This window comes from Streptomyces sp. NBC_00691 (assembly GCF_036226665.1).
Classification (GTDB): domain Bacteria; phylum Actinomycetota; class Actinomycetes; order Streptomycetales; family Streptomycetaceae; genus Streptomyces.
In genome coordinates this window covers 2,120,275-2,136,972 of the sequence record NZ_CP109007.1, presented here as the reverse complement: position 1 = coordinate 2,136,972, position 16,698 = coordinate 2,120,275, and the positions used below count along the sequence as shown (strand labels likewise).

Genomic DNA, 16,698 nt, shown 5'->3' with positions numbered 1-16,698 from the left:
GGAAGGGTCCGGGCCGGCGGTCGGCGGAGGCCGGCCGGGAAGGCCCTCGGAGAGGCCCTCAGAACAGCGGCGTCGGCAGCACGCCCTCCAGTGCGAGCAACTGCCGCTTGGTCTCCAGACCGCCCCCGAAGCCGCCGAGACCGCCGTCGCTCTCCACCACCCGGTGGCACGGCACCACGACCGGCAGCGGATTGGACCCCATCGCCGCGCCGACCGCCTGCGCCGCCCCCGGCTGGCCCACGCGCCTGGCCAGGTCCCCGTAGCCGACGACGCTGCCGTACGGCACGCCGCTCGCCAGCTCGCGCAGCACCTGCCGGTTGAACCCGGCCGTCAGGCTCCAGTCCAGGGGCAGGTCGAGGTCGCCCGGCTCGCCCGCGAAGTACCGGTCGAGCCCGCGTATCGCGCCGGCGAGCAGCCCCGAGGCGCGCTCCACCGGCTCCGCTCCGAGCTGCGCCGCCAGCCGGTCGAGCATCAGCTCCCGCCGCGCCGCGTCGGCGTGGAACTCGACCCGCACGAGCCCCCGCCCGGTCGCGGCCAGGAAGAGCGGCCCGATGAGGCTCTCCATGACCGTCCACTCCACCGGGACGGCCCGCCCGCCGACCCCCGGTCCCGCTTCGATGTCCATGCCGCCCACGGTACGACCCACCACCGACAACGGGGCCCGGAGAGCCGGGGCAAGATCACGAACCGGTCTCGCTCAGGTCTCACGAGTGGAAATTCCCCGGTCACGTGGTCGCGTGGCCCCCGGCGCGCCATAATCTCGCCCCGGTAGTACTACCCAGCGGTACCGACTGTTTTCGGACGACGTGGCACCAGGGGTGGAGGACACACGCTCATGCAGGGCACGGTCGACGGATTCAGCTACGGGATCGTCACTCCGGTGGCGGCCTTTCTCATGGCGTGCCTCGGCGGCGCCCTCGGCCTGCGCTGCACCACGAGATCGCTCCGACACCGCGACAGCTTCAAGGCGGGCTGGCTCGCCCTCGGCGCCACGTCGATCGGCACCGGCATCTGGACCATGCACTTCATCGCCATGATGGGCTTCTCGGTCCGGCAGGCGCCCATCCACTACGACCTGCCCATCACCTTCGCCAGCCTGGGCGTCGCCGTCCTGATGGTCGGCATCGGGATCTTCATCGTCGGGTACCGGGGGGCGACCGCCCTCACCCTGGTCACGGGCGGCACCATCACGGGCCTCGGCGTGGCCACCATGCACTACCTCGGCATGGCCGGGATGCGACTGCAGGGGCGGATCGAGTACGACACGCTCACCGTCGCGACGTCCGTGGTCATCGCCGTCGTGGCGGCCACGACGGCCCTCTGGGCGGCCGTGTCGGTACATGGATTTCTGGCCAGTCTCGGTGCGAGCCTGGTGATGGGCGTCGCCGTGAGTGGTATGCACTACACCGCCATGTCGGCGGTCAGTGTCCACCTGCACGGCCCGGAGCCGGTCAAGGGCACCGGCGACACCGCCACCTCGCTGCTGCTGCCGATGCTGATCGGTCCGGCGGTCTTCCTCATCCTCGCCGCCGTCGTCGTCATGTTCGATCCGCTGCTCGTGATGGGCGACCCGGACTGGCAGGGCCCCGCCGGCCGCGCCCCGCACCGCCCCGGCGTGCCCGCCCCGCGCCATGTGCCGTCCTACGGCGAGCCCGCCAACTGGACGGCCCGGCCCGCCGGCCGCGGGGCCCGCAGGAGCGTCCCGAGGGGCGGCCACCGCTCCCAGGACTGGTGACGGAGGGCCGCTGCCGCGCCGATCACCGCCCGAGTGTCAGTGCCGGGTCGTACGGTGGTTGCATGCGGCCCGTTTCCAAGATCGAACGTTCGGTGGCGCCCTTCGAGGTCGTCAGTGAGTACAAGCCCAACGGCGACCAGCCCGCGGCCATCGCCGACCTGGAGCGGCGTATCCGCGCGGGCGAGAAGGACGTCGTGCTCCTCGGTGCCACCGGCACCGGAAAGTCCGCCACCACCGCGTGGATGATCGAGAAGCTCCAGCGCCCCACCCTGGTGATGGCGCCGAACAAGACCCTGGCCGCCCAGCTGGCGAACGAGTTCCGCGAGCTCCTGCCGAACAACGCGGTCGAGTACTTCGTCTCGTACTACGACTACTACCAGCCCGAGGCGTACGTGCCGCAGTCGGACACGTACATCGAGAAGGACTCCTCCATCAACGAGGAGGTGGAGCGGCTCCGCCACTCCGCGACGAACTCCCTGCTCACCCGCAGGGACGTCATCGTGGTCGCCTCCGTCTCCTGCATCTACGGCCTCGGCACGCCCCAGGAGTACGTGGACCGGATGGTCCCGCTCAAGGTCGGCGAGGAACTCGACCGCGACCAGCTGCTCCGCCGCTTCGTCGACATCCAGTACACGCGGAACGACCTGGCGTTCACCCGCGGCACCTTCCGCGTCCGCGGCGACACCATCGAGATCTTCCCGGTCTACGAGGAGCTCGCCGTCCGCATCGAGATGTTCGGCGACGAGATCGAGGCACTCTCCACGCTGCACCCGCTCACCGGCGAGGTCATCAGCGAGGACCGCGAGCTGTACGTGTTCCCCGCCAGCCACTACGTCGCCGGCCCGGAGCGCATGGAGCGCGCGGTCAACGACATCGAGCGCGAGCTGGAGGGCCGCCTCGCCGAGCTCGACAAGCAGGGCAAGCACCTGGAGTCCCAGCGCCTGCGCATGCGGACCACCTACGACCTGGAGATGATGCGTCAGATCGGCTCCTGCTCCGGCATCGAGAACTACTCGATGCACTTCGACGGCCGCGACCCCGGCTCCGCTCCGAACACCCTCATCGACTACTTCCCCGAGGACTTCCTCCTCGTCATCGACGAGTCGCACGTGACCGTGCCCCAGATCGGCGCCATGTACGAGGGCGACGCCTCCCGCAAGCGGACGCTGGTCGACCACGGCTTCCGGCTCCCCTCCGCCCTCGACAACCGCCCGCTCAAGTGGGAGGAGTTCCAGGAGCGCATCGGCCAGACCGTCTACCTCTCCGCCACCCCCGGCGCGTACGAACTCTCGCGCGGCGACGGCTTCGTCGAGCAGATCATCCGCCCCACCGGGCTCGTCGACCCCGAGGTCGTCGTCAAGCCCACCGAGGGCCAGATCGACGACCTGGTCCACGAGATCCGGCTGCGCACCGAGCGTGACGAGCGGGTCCTCGTCACCACCCTCACCAAGAAGATGGCCGAGGACCTCACCGACTACTTCCTGGAGCTCGGCATCCAGGTGCGCTACCTGCACAGCGACGTCGACACCCTGCGCCGGATCGAACTGCTGCGGGAGCTGCGCGCCGGTGAGTACGACGTCCTCGTCGGCATCAACCTCCTCCGTGAGGGCCTCGACCTCCCCGAGGTGTCCCTCGTGGCCATCCTCGACGCCGACAAGCAGGGCTTCCTGCGCTCCGGGACCTCCCTGATCCAGACGATCGGCCGCGCCGCGCGAAACGTCTCGGGACAGGTCCACATGTACGCGGACCGCATCACCCCGGCGATGGAGCAGGCCATCGACGAGACGAACCGGCGCCGCGAGAAGCAGATCGCGTACAACACCGAGAACGGCATCGACCCGCAGCCGCTCCGCAAGAAGATCAACGACATCGTCGCGACCATCGCGCGCGAGGAGATCGACACCGAGGAACTCCTCGGCAGCGGCTACCGCCAGGGCAAGGAGGGCAAGGCCGCCAAGGCCCCCGTCCCCTCGCTCGCCGCGCACGGTGGCAAGGGCAGGGGCAAGGCCGGCTCGACGGTCGAGCTCGGGGACCGGCCCGCAACCGAACTGGCCGCGATCATCGAGGAGATGACCGACCGGATGCGCGCCGCCGCCGCCGAGCTGCAGTTCGAGGTGGCCGCCCGGCTCCGTGACGAAGTGGGCGAGCTGAAGAAGGAGTTGCGCCAGATGAAGGAGGCGGGACTCGCCTGACCGGACGCGCTCGGTGAGCGGCGGGGAGGGTGGTCCGGCGCGCGGTCCGGTGTGTTGCAAGACCGACACAAAACCGGACCGCCCCTCCGCGCTGTCAGTGGTGCTGCGTAATGTGCTCGGCAACCGCACGCACCGGAACAGCGGGCGCGGGGAACGCTAACGAGAGGGGCAAACGCGTGTCGGTCAACATGACCAAGGGTCAGGCCATCAGCCTGGAGAAGCAGGGTGGGGGCAGCCTCAGCCAGGTGCGGATGGGCCTCGGCTGGCAGGCCGCGCCGCGTCGCGGTCTCTTCGGCAAGCGCACCCAGGAGATCGACCTGGACGCCTCGGCCGTCCTCTTCGCGGACAAGCAGCCGGTCGACGTGGTCTTCTTCCGTCACCTGGTCAGCGACGACGGCTCGGTCAAGCACACCGGCGACAACCTGGTCGGCGGCGCGGGCCAGGGCGGGGACGACGAGGCGATCCTCGTCGACCTCCAGCGGGTCCCGGTCCACATCGACCAGATCGTCTTCACGGTGAACTCCTTCACCGGCCAGACGTTCCAGGAGGTGCAGAACGCGTTCTGCCGCATCGTCGACGAGACGAACGGCCAGGAGCTCGCGCGCTACACCCTCGACGGCGGCGGCAACTACACCGCGCAGATCATGGCGAAGGTGCACCGGGTCGGCTCCGGCTGGCAGATGACCGCCCTGGGCAACCCGGCCAACGGCCGCACGTTCCAGGACCTGATGCCCGCGATCCTGCCGCACCTGTAGCAGGACCGCACCGACCCACCCACAGCTCCCGGAGGCAGCAGGCCGCCGGGAGCTGTCCCGCATGAACCGCGAACCGCGAACCGCGAACCGCGAACGCGCACCGTGAACCGCGTACCTCGGAACGCCGGGAACGCCGGGCCACCGAGCACGCCGAAGCGCCGAAACGCCGAAACGCCGAAACGCCGAGAACACCGAGGGGACAGAGTCGATGACGGCCGAGCTGGTCCGGGGGCAGAACCACCCCCTGCCCGACACCCGACTGGAGATCCGCGTGTCGGCCGGTCACCCCGTCCTCGCCGGCGCCACCCTCGGCGACGAGCGGGGCAGGGTCCCGGGCGCGGAGTGGATCGCCCATCCGGGAGCGCCCTCCCTGCCCGGGGTGGACGTCCCCGGCCAGGCCGCCGCCGACCACCGCCTCGCCGTGGACCTGGAGGCCGTCCCCGGCGCCGTCCACCGGGTCTCGGTGGTCCTCGCGCTGCCCGGGCCGCGGGCCGGCGGGGCCGCCCGCTTCGGCACGGTCGCCGCCCCGTTCGTCGCCGTCGCCGGCGCCGACGGCACCGAGATCGCCACCTTCACGATCACCGGGCTCGACAGCGAGTCCGCCGTCGTCGCCCTGGAGCTGTACCGCCGCCAGGGCGCCTGGAAGGTCCGCGCCATGGGCCAGGGGTACGAGGGCGGGCTCGCCGCCCTCCTCGACGACCAGGGCCTGGAGCGCCCCGCCGACCTGGCGGCGACGATCCTGGAGACCGTCGCGCCGGAGCCCGCCCCGCTCGCCGCCCCGGCGCGGCACGTCCCCGAGGCGGAGCGCGTGCGCCGCACGGCACCGGTGACCGCCACGGACCCGGCCCCGGCCGTTCCGCCGACCCCGCAGTCGAGCTCGCCGGTCGGCACGGACACGCCCGCCCCGGCGCCGACCGGCGGTCCGACGGCCGGCGGTCCGGTCGACTACGCCCATCCGCGCCGCCGGACCACCTCCGCGCCCGGTCCCGCACCCGCGTCCGAGCCCCGCCAGGGGCCGCCGGCGCCGGTCGCCGGGGACGCGGCGGGCTGGTCCATGGACGAGCGCCTCTACAACCAGGTGTGGGGCATGTTCGAGGACCTGGCCCGTACCGCCGCCGCCTACCGGAGCGCCTGCGAGTTCGCCGAGAACCGGCTCGACCGGGAGCTCGACCAGACGCTCTCGGACTACCGGGCCCGCGCCGACGGTGCCAATGACGCCGCGCGGGCCGCCGCACGCGCCCGGCACGACGAGCTGGTGGCGCGGGCGCAGGAGGTACTCGACCGGGACCTCGCCCAGCTCGCGGCGGAGTCCGGGGTCGTCGAGCCCGCCCTGCCCGTCGCCTTCGCCCGCTGGGACAACCCCGTCTGGCAGGCCTACCGCGTCCCCGCCGAGGAGCCGATGGCCATCCGCCTCGGCGACCTCCACCTGCCCGAGCGGACCGATCTGCGGATCCCCATGCTCGTCCGGCTGCCACTGGAGCGGGGGCTCTGGGTGGACAGCGGCCGAGGGCACTCCGAGGCCGCCGGCCTCCTCGACGAGGTCGAACTCCGGCGGCTCGCCCTGGACTGCGCGGTCGCCCACGCGGCCCGGCTGCTCGCGGCGCATCCGGCGGGCGCGTTCACCGTCCATGTCCTCGACCCGGCCGGTGCGGGCACCGCCGCCCTCGCGCCGCTCGTGGAGACGGGCGTCCTCGCGGCCCCGCCGGCCCGGGGAGCGGCCGGGGTCTCGGCCGTCCTGGAGCAGCTGACCGAGCGGGTCGACCTGCTGCAGATGGCGGTACGGGCGGGTGCCTCCGACGCCCTGCCGCCCGGCATGGACGCGGCCCGGCAGCTGCTGCTCGTGCACGACTTCCCGCACGGCTTCGACGACCGGGCGGTCACCCGCCTCCGGTACCTCGCCGACGAGGGCCCGTCGGTCGGCGTCCATCTGCTGATGGTGGCGGACCGGGAGGACGCGTCGGCGTACGGGCCGCTGCTCGATCCGCTGTGGCGCTCGCTGCTGCGGCTCACTCCCGTCCCCGACGACCACCTGGCCGATCCGTGGGTCGGCCACGCGTGGTCGTACGAGCCCCCGATGGTTCCGCCGGGCAGCGGGGTGCTCCGGCAGGTGCTCGGTCAGGTGGCGGCGGCCCGCCACGGAAAGCGTCCCTGACCGTCCCGGAAGTCCTCGGCGGCCCGGATCCCACCGGCCGCCCCGACCTGGCCTCTTGGGAGCCCTTTACCCTTCCCTTTACCTTCTCTTGGGTTTTCCGGTACTCTTCTTCATGCGGAGGGGAGTACTCCCCATGCGCGGCGTACCCGTCAATACGGACGGATCATCGATGATCCGATCCCGGGGCGTCGGCCCGGCGGCGACCGTCCGTCGCCCGGGTGGAAGAGACCTCCGGCAGCGACGACGCTGATCACAAGCCGTACGACGCCGGAGGCGCAGTGGACGTTTCAATGACCCTGTGGGTAGTGACCATTCTTGGTCTCGCTGCCCTGATCGCTGCCGACTTCTTCATCGGGCGCAAGCCCCATGACGTGTCGGTCAAGGAAGCCGGTATCTGGACGGTCGTCTGGATCGTCCTGGCCGGACTCTTCGGCCTCGGCCTGCTGCTCTTCGGCGAGAGCCAGGCGTCCGGAGAGTTCTTCGCCGGCTACATCACAGAGAAGTCGCTCAGTGTCGACAACCTCTTCGTCTTCGTCCTGATCATGGCGAAGTTCGCGGTCCCCTCCCACCTCCAGCAGCGCGTGCTGCTTGTGGGTGTGGTGATCGCCCTGGTGCTCCGCACGATCTTCATCGCCGCGGGCGCCGCGATCATCGCGAGCTTCTCGTGGGTCTTCTACATCTTCGGCGCGTTCCTGATCTACACCGCCTGGAAGCTCATCCAGGAGGCCCGCGCCGACGAGGACGAGGACGACTGGGAGGAGAACAAGCTCCTCAAGATGGCCGAGAAGCGGTTCGGCGTCGCAGACCGGTACCACGGCACCAAGCTGTTCATCCGGAACAACGGCAAGCGGATCATGACCCCGCTGATGGTCGTCATGCTCGCCATCGGCACCACCGACATCCTCTTCGCCCTCGACTCCATCCCGGCGATCTTCGGCCTCACCCAGGACCCGTACATCGTCTTCACCGCCAATGCCTTCGCCCTCATGGGTCTGCGACAGCTGTACTTCCTGATCGGCGGCCTGCTCAAGAAGCTGGTCCACCTCAGCTACGGCCTGTCGGTGATCCTCGGCTTCATCGGCGTCAAGCTCGTGCTGCACGCCCTGCACGAGTCCGGGGTGCACGTCCCGGAGATCGGCATCCCGTTCTCGCTCGCCTTCATCGGCGGTGTCCTGGTCATCACCACGATCACCAGCCTGATCGCCTCGAAGCGGCAGTCGGAGCGAGCCGCGGCCGAGGGCGCGACCGACGCCGACGGCATCGACGACGCCAAGAAGGACAGCGTCGGCGCCTGACCCGCCCGACACACGGCACAGAGACGGCGACGGCCGGCCGGGGACTCCCCGGCCGGCCGTCGCCGTCTCTCCGTCCCCGTCCCTCAGGCCGTGACGGGCTCCACCCGCCGCGCGGCCTTGGCCGGAAGCGTCTCCGGGAGGAGCGCGAAACAGCCCAGGCTGACGAGGGCGACCACGGTCAGATAGGCCGCCACACCCCAGGGCGGACCGGATCCCCCGTCGGAGAGCGCGGTGGCGACGATCGGGGTGAGGGCGCCGCCCAGGACACCCGCGAGGTTGTAGCCGACGGCGGCGCCGGTGCAGCGGACGCGGGGCTCGTACAGCTCCGGAAGATACGCGGCCACCACCGCGAACATCGTGATGAAGGCGAGCAGCGCGCCCAGGAAGCCCAGGAACATCAGGAACGGGCGCGCCGTGTGCAGCAGGGCCACCATCGGGAACATCCACAGCGCGGACGCCGTACACCCCGCCAGACAGAGCGGCCGACGGCCCCAGCGGTCGCCGAGGATCGCGAGGAACGGCGTGGCCGCGCCCGTGATCGCGACCGCCGCCATCACACAGGTCAGCATCACCGTGCTGCTCGCCCCGAGCCGCTCGGTGCCGTAGGCCAGAGCCCAGGTGGAGACCGAGTAGAACGTGGCGTAGCCGACCGCGAGCGCCCCGGCGGTCAGCAGCACCAGCCGCCAGTGGTCACGGGCGACCTCGGCCAGCGGGGCGCCCGCGGTCCGCCCGGCCGCGGACAGCTTCTCGAACTGCGGCGTCTCGGTGAGCGAGGAGCGCAGCAGCAGCCCGGCCGCCGCGAGCACGCCCGCGGCCCAGAACGGCACGCGCCAGCCCCAGGAGCGGAACTCGGCGTCGCTCAGGCCGGCCGTGAGCGCCAGCATCACCCCGTTCGCCAGGAGGAAGCCGATCGACGGGCCGATCTGCGGGAAGCTCGACCAGAGCGCGCGCCGGTTCTCAGGGGCGTGCTCGGCGGTGAGCAGGACGGCCCCGCCCCACTCGCCGCCGAGGCCCAGGCCCTGGAGGAAGCGGAGCACCAGCAGCAGGACGGGTGCGGCGATGCCGATGGTCCCGTACGCGGGGACGCAGCCGACCGCGACCGTGGCGCAGCCGGTCAGGAGGAGGGAGGCGAAGAGGACCGGTCGCCGTCCGTGCCGGTCGCCGACGTGACCGAAGAGGACCGAGCCGAGCGGCCGGGACAGGAAGCCGACGGCGAAGGTGCCGAAGGCGGCCAGGGTGCCGGCGAGCGGGGAGAAGGTCGGGAAGAAGAGCGGCCCCAGGACGAGGGCGGCGGCGGTCCCGTAGACGAAGAAGTCGAAGAACTCGATGGCGGTGCCGACGAGCGAGGCGGCGGCGAGCCTGCCCATCGAGGGCGCGGCGGGCGGGAGCGGCGGAACCGGGGGAGAGGGCGGCGACGGAGCGTTACGGAGGCTCATGTCGCGCCAACTACCCCGCCGCCGTCCGGGTTACGGGGGCGTGCGGAAGCGCGTGGCTGCTCAGCCGCGCGCTCTCCGTCTCCTGAGGCTCTCCCCGAGGGGCTACCAGCCGCGCTCGCGCCACACCGGGAGCGAGGGCCGCTCGTCACCGAGCGTGGTGTCCTTGCCGTGGCCGGGGTAGATCCAGGACTCGTCCGGGAGGACCGCGAAGAGCTTGGTCTCCACGTCGTGGATCAGGCTCGCGAAGGCCTTCGGGTCCTTCCAGGTGTTGCCCACGCCGCCGGGGAAGAGGCAGTCGCCGGTGAAGACGTGCGGGTGGCCGTGCGGGTCGTCGTAGACGAGGGCGATCGAGCCCGGGGTGTGCCCGACCAGGTGGCGCGCGGTCAGCTCGACCCGGCCCACCCTGATCGTGTCGCCGTCCTCGACGGGCACGTCGGTCGCCACCGGGATGCCCTCCGTGTCGTACGCGCCGGCGTACGTCACGGCGCCGGTCGCGGCGACGACGTCGGCGAGCGCCTGCCAGTGGTCCCCGTGCCGGTGGGTGGTGACGACGGACTTGACGCCGTCGTCACCGATCAGCGTGAGGAGGGTGTCCGCGTCGTTGGCCGCGTCGATCAGCAGCTGCTCGCCGGTGGCCCGGCAGCGCAGCAGATACGCGTTGTTGTCCATCGGGCCGACCGCGACCTTCGAGATCATCAGGTCCGTCAGCTCGTGCACGTCCGCAGCCCCGCCGACCTTCACCACTCCGCTGTACGTCATGCGCTCAGACTAGTCCCGCCCACCGGCAGGAGGGGCCCGCGCTACAGCGCGGGGAGCCGCGGCAGCGGGCCGCCCTCGGTGCGCAGGGCCGAGCCGTCGCGGCGTCCGGCCAGCCAGCCGAGGATCTCGACGGCGCCGCCCGTGACGGCGACGCCGCCCGTCGTGCCGCCGGTCTTCCACGCCTGGCCGCCGTCGGCCCGGAGGGTCGTCGCCGGCACGGACTCCAGGCCGGTGAAGCGGTCGGCGAGGAAGTCGATCTCGCGGCTCACGAACTCCTCGGGCAGGTCCTCCAGCTCGTAGCCGATGCCCAGGTCGACGTGGTGCAGGTCGACCTCCACCCAGCGGCGGAAGGGGATCCGGGAGGCGCTGTCCGTGACGCCGTTGCGCAGCTCGACCGTCCGGCTCCAGTCGGCGGGCTCGGCGCCCACGGCCTGGAAGCGGTCGGCGGTCGCGCGCAGGTCGGCGAGGTGGACGTCGAGCGGGCGGCCGGAGTCGCGCTCGATGTCGGCGTCGCGGGTCGCGGCGTCGGGGTACATGGGGAGGCCCTGGAGGACGTTCACCAGAGCGTCGGCGTTACGGGCGACGTGGGCGAGCACATGGCCACGGGTCCAGCCGGGCAGCCGTGACGGCTCGGCGGCGCCCGCGTTGTCCAGGGAGGCGGCCGCGGTCAGCAGCCTTTCCGTCGCTTCGCGGACGTGAGCGAGGTCGAGTTCGTGGTCGATCATGGCGCCGACCCTAGTGCCAGCAGGGGTGCCGCCACTCGTTCGGGTGAAGAGGTCTCCGGGAGTCCGGAAATCGAATGTGCGTGCTATAAGCTCGAAGGAAGCATCCGGCATCCTTGAAGCGTTGGGTGTTTCAGACACATCAGCCCTCCGCGGCATCCCTCTGCAGCATCCGCTCTCTGAAGAAAGGTGCGGATCGGCGTGACCGACCGTCTCATCGTCCGTGGCGCTCGTGAGCACAACCTCAAGAACGTCTCGCTCGACCTCCCGCGCGACTCCCTGATCGTCTTCACCGGGCTCTCGGGGTCGGGCAAGTCCTCCCTCGCGTTCGACACGATCTTCGCCGAGGGGCAGCGCCGCTACGTCGAGTCGCTCTCCTCGTACGCCCGGCAGTTCCTCGGCCAGATGGACAAGCCGGACGTCGACTTCATCGAAGGTCTGTCGCCCGCGGTCTCCATCGACCAGAAGTCGACCTCGCGCAACCCGCGCTCGACGGTCGGCACCATCACGGAGGTCTACGACTACCTCCGTCTGCTCTTCGCCCGCATCGGCAAGCCGCACTGTCCCGAGTGCCACCGGCCGATCTCCCGCCAGTCGCCGCAGGCCATCGTCGACAAGGTCCTCGAGCTCCCCGAGGGCAGCCGCTTCCAGGTGCTCTCCCCGCTCGTGCGCGAGCGCAAGGGCGAGTTCGTCGACCTCTTCGCCGACCTCCAGACCAAGGGCTACAGCCGGGCCCGCGTCGACGGCGTGACCGTACAGCTGAGCGAACCGCCGACGCTGAAGAAGCAGGAAAAGCACACGATCGAGGTAGTCGTCGACCGCCTCACCGTGAAGGACAGCGCCAAGCGCCGCCTCACCGACTCCGTCGAGACCGCGCTGGGACTCTCCGGCGGCATGGTCGTGCTCGACTTCGTCGACCTCGCCGAGGACGACCCCGAGCGCGAGCGGATGTACTCGGAGCACCTCTACTGCCCGTACGACGACCTCTCCTTCGAGGAGCTGGAGCCGCGCTCCTTCTCCTTCAACTCGCCGTTCGGCGCCTGCCCCGACTGCACCGGCATCGGCACCCGCATGGAGGTCGACCCGGAGCTGATCGTCCCGGACGAGGACAAGTCCCTCGACGAGGGAGCGATCCACCCGTGGTCGCACGGACACACCAAGGAGTACTTCGGCCGGCTCATCGGCGGTCTGTCGCAGGCCCTCGGCTTCCGCACGGACATGCCGTACGCGGGACTGCCGCAGCGCGCCAAGAAGGCCCTGATGCACGGCCACAAGACCCAGGTCGAGGTGCGCTACCGCAACCGGTACGGCAGGGAGCGGGCGTACACGACGCCGGCCTTCGAAGGTGCCGTCTCCTTCGTCAAGCGGCGCCACACCGAGGCCGAGAGCGACTCCAGCCGCGAGCGCTTCGAGGGCTACATGCGCGAGGTGCCGTGCCCCACCTGTGAGGGCACCCGCCTCAAGCCGATCGTCCTCGCGGTCACGGTCATGGAGAAGTCCATCGCCGAGGTCTCCGCGATGTCGATCAGCGACTGCGCCGAGTTCCTCTCCCGCCTCACGCTGAACGCCCGGGACAAGAAGATCGCCGAGCGGGTCCTCAAGGAGGTCAACGAGCGGCTGCGCTTCCTCGTCGACGTCGGCCTGGACTACCTCTCGCTCAACCGCGCCGCGGGCACCCTCTCCGGCGGCGAGGCCCAGCGCATCCGGCTCGCCACCCAGATCGGCTCCGGCCTGGTCGGCGTGCTGTACGTGCTGGACGAGCCGTCCATCGGCCTCCACCAGCGCGACAACCACCGGCTCATCGAGACCCTCGTACGGCTCCGGGACATGGGCAACACGCTCATCGTCGTCGAGCACGACGAGGACACCATCAAGGTCGCCGACTGGATCGTCGACATCGGCCCCGGCGCCGGCGAGCACGGCGGCAAGGTCGTCCACTCCGGAACCTTGAAGGAGCTCCTCGGCAACGAGGAGTCGATGACCGGGCAGTACCTGTCCGGCCGCCGGGAGATCCCCACCCCGGACATCCGCCGCCCGATCGACCCCGGCCGTCGGCTCACCGTCCACGGGGCCCGTGAGAACAACCTGCAGGACATCGACGTCTCCTTCCCGCTGGGCGTCCTCACCGCCGTCACCGGTGTCTCCGGCTCCGGCAAGTCGACCCTGGTCAACGACATCCTCTACACCCACCTCGCGCGCGAGCTGAACGGCGCCAAGTCGGTGCCCGGCCGGCACACGCGCGTGGACGGCGACGACCTCGTCGACAAGGTCGTGCACGTCGACCAGTCCCCGATCGGCCGCACCCCGCGGTCGAACCCGGCGACGTACACCGGAGTCTTCGACCACGTCCGCAAGCTCTTCGCCGAGACGATGGAGGCCAAGGTCCGGGGCTACCTGCCCGGCCGTTTCTCCTTCAACGTCAAGGGCGGCCGCTGCGAGAACTGCTCCGGCGACGGCACGATCAAGATCGAGATGAACTTCCTCCCGGACGTCTACGTCCCGTGCGAGGTCTGCCACGGCGACCGGTACAACCGGGAGACCCTTGAGGTCCACTACAAGGGCAAGTCCATCGCCGAGGTCCTGAACATGCCGATCGAGGAGGCCCTGGACTTCTTCGAGGCCGTCCCGACCATCGCGCGCCACCTGCGCACGCTCAACGAGGTCGGCCTCGGGTACGTCCGGCTCGGCCAGTCCGCGCCGACGCTCTCGGGCGGCGAGGCGCAGCGCGTGAAGCTCGCCTCCGAGCTCCAGAAGCGCTCCACGGGCCGTACGGTCTACGTCCTGGACGAGCCGACCACCGGTCTGCACTTCGAGGACATCTCGAAGCTGATCAAGGTCCTGTCCGGCCTGGTCGACAAGGGCAACTCGGTGATCGTCATCGAGCACAACCTCGATGTCATCAAGACCGCCGACTGGCTCATCGACATGGGCCCCGAGGGCGGCAGCGGCGGCGGCCTGGTCGTCGCCGAGGGCACGCCCGAGGAGGTCGCCTCGGTCCCGGCGAGCCACACCGGCAAGTTCCTCCGCGAGATCCTCGGCGCGGACCGGATCAGCGACGCCGGGGTGACCGTCCCGGCGGCCCGGGGGACGCGGAAGACGGCGGCGAAGAAGGCTCCGGCCAAGGCGCCCGCCAAGAAGGCCGCGGCGACCAAGACGGCTGCCGCGACCAAGACGGCTGCCGCGACCAAGAAGGCCGCGGCGACCGGGACGGCCGCCAAGAAGACGGCCACGAAGGCGACCGCCACCAAGGCCGCCGCGAAGAAGGCGACGACGCGGGCCCGCAAGGCCTGACGATCCCGGCAGGGCCCCCTCCCCGGGGGCCCTGCTCCGCCCCGGGCGGAGCCCGGGCCCGGCCGCCGGCACCGGGAACACCGCCGGTATCGTCGGTTCGGTCACGCCTTGCCCCGATCCACCGTGGAGCGCCCATGTCCGGCCAGTCCAGCCGCCGCACCGTACTGAAGGGCGCCGCTCTCGCCGGTGCCGCCGGTCTGGGAGTCGCCGCCTGCTCCACCGAATCCAAGCTCGGCCACGCCGGGGTCCCGACCCCGACCGCTCCGGTCGCCCTCGGTGCCCCGGACGAGATCCCCGTCGGCGGCGCCAAGCTCTACCGCGAGCAGAAGGTCGTGGTGAGCTGCCCCGCCAAGGGCGAGTACAAGGCGTTCAGCGCCCAGTGCACCCACGCCGGCTGCGTCCTCGACAAGATCGAGGACAACGAGGGCAACTGCCCCTGCCACGGCAGCCGCTTCGACGTGACGACCGGCAAGGCCCTCAAGGGCCCGGCCACCGTCCCGCTCCCCGCCGTCCCGGTCCGCGTCGAGAACGGCAAGCTGATCGCGGGCCCCGAGGCCGCGCCCAAGGCCTGACCCGCCCCCGCTCCCGACCGGTGCCGGCCTCGTCAGCTCCAGTCCCAGTCGATCCCCAGGATCCCCGGGCGTACCCCCTGCTCCACGACGTGCACCGTGCGGTGCCGGCCGCTCACGGTCAGCTCCGCGCGGCCACCGCGCGGCGCACCCGCCGAAGCCTGTGCGAACCGGCGGCACCGCACCGGCAGCGCCGCCTCGTCGAAGCGGACCTGCAGCACGTACTGCCCGCCCGCGAAGCTGAACCCGCGCACGTACTCCCCGCTCGGTCCCGCCGTACCGTCCTCGAAGCCGTACGAGAAGACGTACGTGTCCCCGGCGCGCAGCCGCGTGTCGAAGAGCAGCTCCACGACCAGCACCCCCGTCCCCGCGTCCCACCGCACCCGCCCGGTCCGGCAGTTCTCCGCCGCCCGGACCGTGACCCGTGACGGGTCGCAGCCCGGGTCCCCGTGGTGGATGGCCAGATAGCGGTCCACACCGTCCCGGTGCGCCCGCACGACCTGCTGCGACTCTCGCCCGACCAGCTTCCGCCGGGCCCCGATCCGTACCCGTTCGTGGTGTCCCACCGTGTGCAGCCCGCCGTCCGTCGGCGACTCGAGGCCGGCGAGAAGCTCCTCGACCGAGCCGGACGCCTCCACGAGCGAGCGGTACGAGCGGGCCGCCGGGCGCTCCACCTCGGACCGCGCGGACGTGTCATCCGTGAGCAGCCGGAGCAGCGAGTTCCCCGGCAGCTGGAGCACCTCCTCCAGCACGCGGACCGCCTTCAGCGACTCCGGCCGCTGGGGGCGGCGGGCCCCCTGCTGCCAGTAGCTCAGACTCGTCACCCCGACCTTGACGCCCCGGTGTGCCAGATGGTGCTGGACCCGCTGGAGCGGCAGCCCGCGCACGGCCAGCGCGGTGCGCAGCGCCAGATGGAAGGGGCCGGTGTGCAGGAGCTGCGCCAGATCGGCCTCGGTGTGGCTCACGAGGGCTCCTCAGTGAACGTTCACGGTGGGGGAGCGGACCGTGGCGCCGCGTGGGGTGGGCGGGCAGGTGGGCCGAGGGTGTCCGTTCACACCCGGGTCACACCGTTCACAGTCCGATGTCACCCCGCATTGAAGCGTGTTGACCGGATCCGGACAACGGCAGATGCTCCTGACCAGCGTCCGGACGCGCTCCTCCACCCCCCACATCCCCACACCCCCCCCGCTCTGGGAGGAACGCGATGCGCAGAAGAAAGCTGAACCTCGCGGCACTCGCCGCAGCCGCCCTCTTCCTCGTCCCCACCACCTCGGCGTCCGCCGCACCCGCCGGTGAGGACGCCGCCGCCCTCGGTTCCAAGCGGCTCAACATCACCATGCAGGCCCAGCAGAAGACCAACTGGTGCTGGGCGGCGGGCGGCAACACCATCGCGACCTGGTTCGGCCGGAACTACAGCCAGAACCAGTTCTGCAACGCCGCCTTCAACCGCCAGCAGGGCTACGACTGCCCCAACAACCAGGCCACCCTCGGCAACGTCCAGACGGGCCTCAGCTGGGCCGGCATCAACCCCGGCTCCTACGTGACCGGGTGGCTGCGCTACTCCACCGTCCAGACCGAGATCAACGCGGACCGGCCCGTCGAGACCCGCATCCAGTGGTCCGGCGGCGGTGGCCACATGCACGTGATCTACGGCTACGACGACACCGACAGCTGGGTCTACTGGGGCGACCCCTGGCCCTCCAGCAACCGCTACAACTGGGCGTCCCACGCCTGGTACGTCGACAACGACTCCTTCTCCTGGACCCACTCGCTCTACCGGATAGGGGCGTGA

At 71.2% G+C, this 16,698-nt stretch carries 13 protein-coding genes; 8 read left to right on the top strand and 5 right to left on the bottom strand.

Annotated elements, in window-relative coordinates; all coding sequences use genetic code 11:
- Positions 1-58: 58 nt before the first annotated feature.
- Positions 59-625, bottom strand: a complete 567-nt coding sequence (locus tag OG392_RS09600) for a methylated-DNA--[protein]-cysteine S-methyltransferase (RefSeq protein WP_329277587.1) — start codon at positions 623-625, stop codon at positions 59-61.
- A gap of 210 nt (positions 626-835) precedes the next feature.
- Between OG392_RS09600 and OG392_RS09595 the strand changes: the two genes are divergently transcribed.
- The 5 genes from OG392_RS09595 (at position 836) to OG392_RS09575 (ending at position 8,129) form a co-directional block, all read left to right on the top strand.
- Positions 836-1,735 carry an MHYT domain-containing protein gene (locus tag OG392_RS09595; protein ID WP_329277585.1) on the top strand — a complete coding sequence of 300 codons (900 nt, stop codon included), beginning with the start codon at positions 836-838 and terminating at the stop codon, positions 1,733-1,735.
- Between the two features lie 62 nt (positions 1,736-1,797).
- Positions 1,798-3,927 carry an excinuclease ABC subunit UvrB gene (gene uvrB / locus OG392_RS09590; RefSeq protein WP_329277583.1) on the top strand — a complete coding sequence of 710 codons (2,130 nt, stop codon included), beginning with the start codon at positions 1,798-1,800 and terminating at the stop codon, positions 3,925-3,927.
- 176 nt (positions 3,928-4,103) lie between these two features.
- The gene (locus OG392_RS09585; RefSeq protein ID WP_030325289.1) at positions 4,104-4,682 is read left to right on the top strand and encodes a TerD family protein; all 579 of its coding nucleotides are present in this window, start codon (positions 4,104-4,106) and stop codon (positions 4,680-4,682) included.
- A gap of 208 nt (positions 4,683-4,890) precedes the next feature.
- Positions 4,891-6,834 carry a TerD family protein gene (locus tag OG392_RS09580; protein WP_329277579.1) on the top strand — a complete coding sequence of 648 codons (1,944 nt, stop codon included), beginning with the start codon at positions 4,891-4,893 and terminating at the stop codon, positions 6,832-6,834.
- A 278-nt stretch (positions 6,835-7,112) separates the two neighbouring features.
- Positions 7,113-8,129: a TerC family protein gene (locus OG392_RS09575; RefSeq protein ID WP_329277577.1), complete on the top strand. Its 1,017-nt coding sequence runs from the start codon at positions 7,113-7,115 to the stop codon at positions 8,127-8,129.
- 83 nt (positions 8,130-8,212) lie between these two features.
- On the opposite strand, the gene OG392_RS09570 is transcribed toward OG392_RS09575, so the two are convergent.
- The 3 genes from OG392_RS09570 to OG392_RS09560 all read right to left on the bottom strand — a co-directional run bounded on the left by OG392_RS09570 (position 8,213) and on the right by OG392_RS09560 (position 11,049).
- A complete protein-coding gene (locus tag OG392_RS09570; protein WP_329287169.1) occupies positions 8,213-9,496 on the bottom strand; it encodes an MFS transporter in 1,284 nt (427 codons plus the stop codon).
- Positions 9,497-9,667: 171 nt separating this feature from the next.
- Positions 9,668-10,324 carry an MBL fold metallo-hydrolase gene (locus tag OG392_RS09565; RefSeq protein ID WP_329277575.1) on the bottom strand — a complete coding sequence of 219 codons (657 nt, stop codon included), beginning with the start codon at positions 10,322-10,324 and terminating at the stop codon, positions 9,668-9,670.
- A 41-nt stretch (positions 10,325-10,365) separates the two neighbouring features.
- Positions 10,366-11,049, bottom strand: coding sequence for a maleylpyruvate isomerase family mycothiol-dependent enzyme (locus OG392_RS09560; RefSeq protein ID WP_329277573.1), 684 nt, complete (start codon positions 11,047-11,049; stop codon positions 10,366-10,368).
- 198 nt (positions 11,050-11,247) lie between these two features.
- On the opposite strand from OG392_RS09560, the gene uvrA reads away from it, so the two are divergent.
- On the top strand, positions 11,248-14,337 hold the full coding sequence (uvrA, locus tag OG392_RS09555; RefSeq protein WP_329277571.1) for an excinuclease ABC subunit UvrA: 3,090 nt from the start codon (positions 11,248-11,250) through the stop codon (positions 14,335-14,337).
- Between the two features lie 134 nt (positions 14,338-14,471).
- Positions 14,472-14,909, top strand: coding sequence for a Rieske (2Fe-2S) protein (locus tag OG392_RS09550; protein WP_329277569.1), 438 nt, complete (start codon positions 14,472-14,474; stop codon positions 14,907-14,909).
- A 32-nt stretch (positions 14,910-14,941) separates the two neighbouring features.
- Here OG392_RS09550 and OG392_RS09545 read toward each other — a convergent pair whose 3' ends face one another.
- The gene (locus tag OG392_RS09545) at positions 14,942-15,871 is read right to left on the bottom strand and encodes a hypothetical protein (protein ID WP_329277567.1); all 930 of its coding nucleotides are present in this window, start codon (positions 15,869-15,871) and stop codon (positions 14,942-14,944) included.
- 239 nt (positions 15,872-16,110) lie between these two features.
- Between OG392_RS09545 and OG392_RS09540 the strand changes: the two genes are divergently transcribed.
- A complete protein-coding gene (locus OG392_RS09540; RefSeq protein ID WP_329277565.1) occupies positions 16,111-16,698 on the top strand; it encodes a papain-like cysteine protease family protein in 588 nt (195 codons plus the stop codon).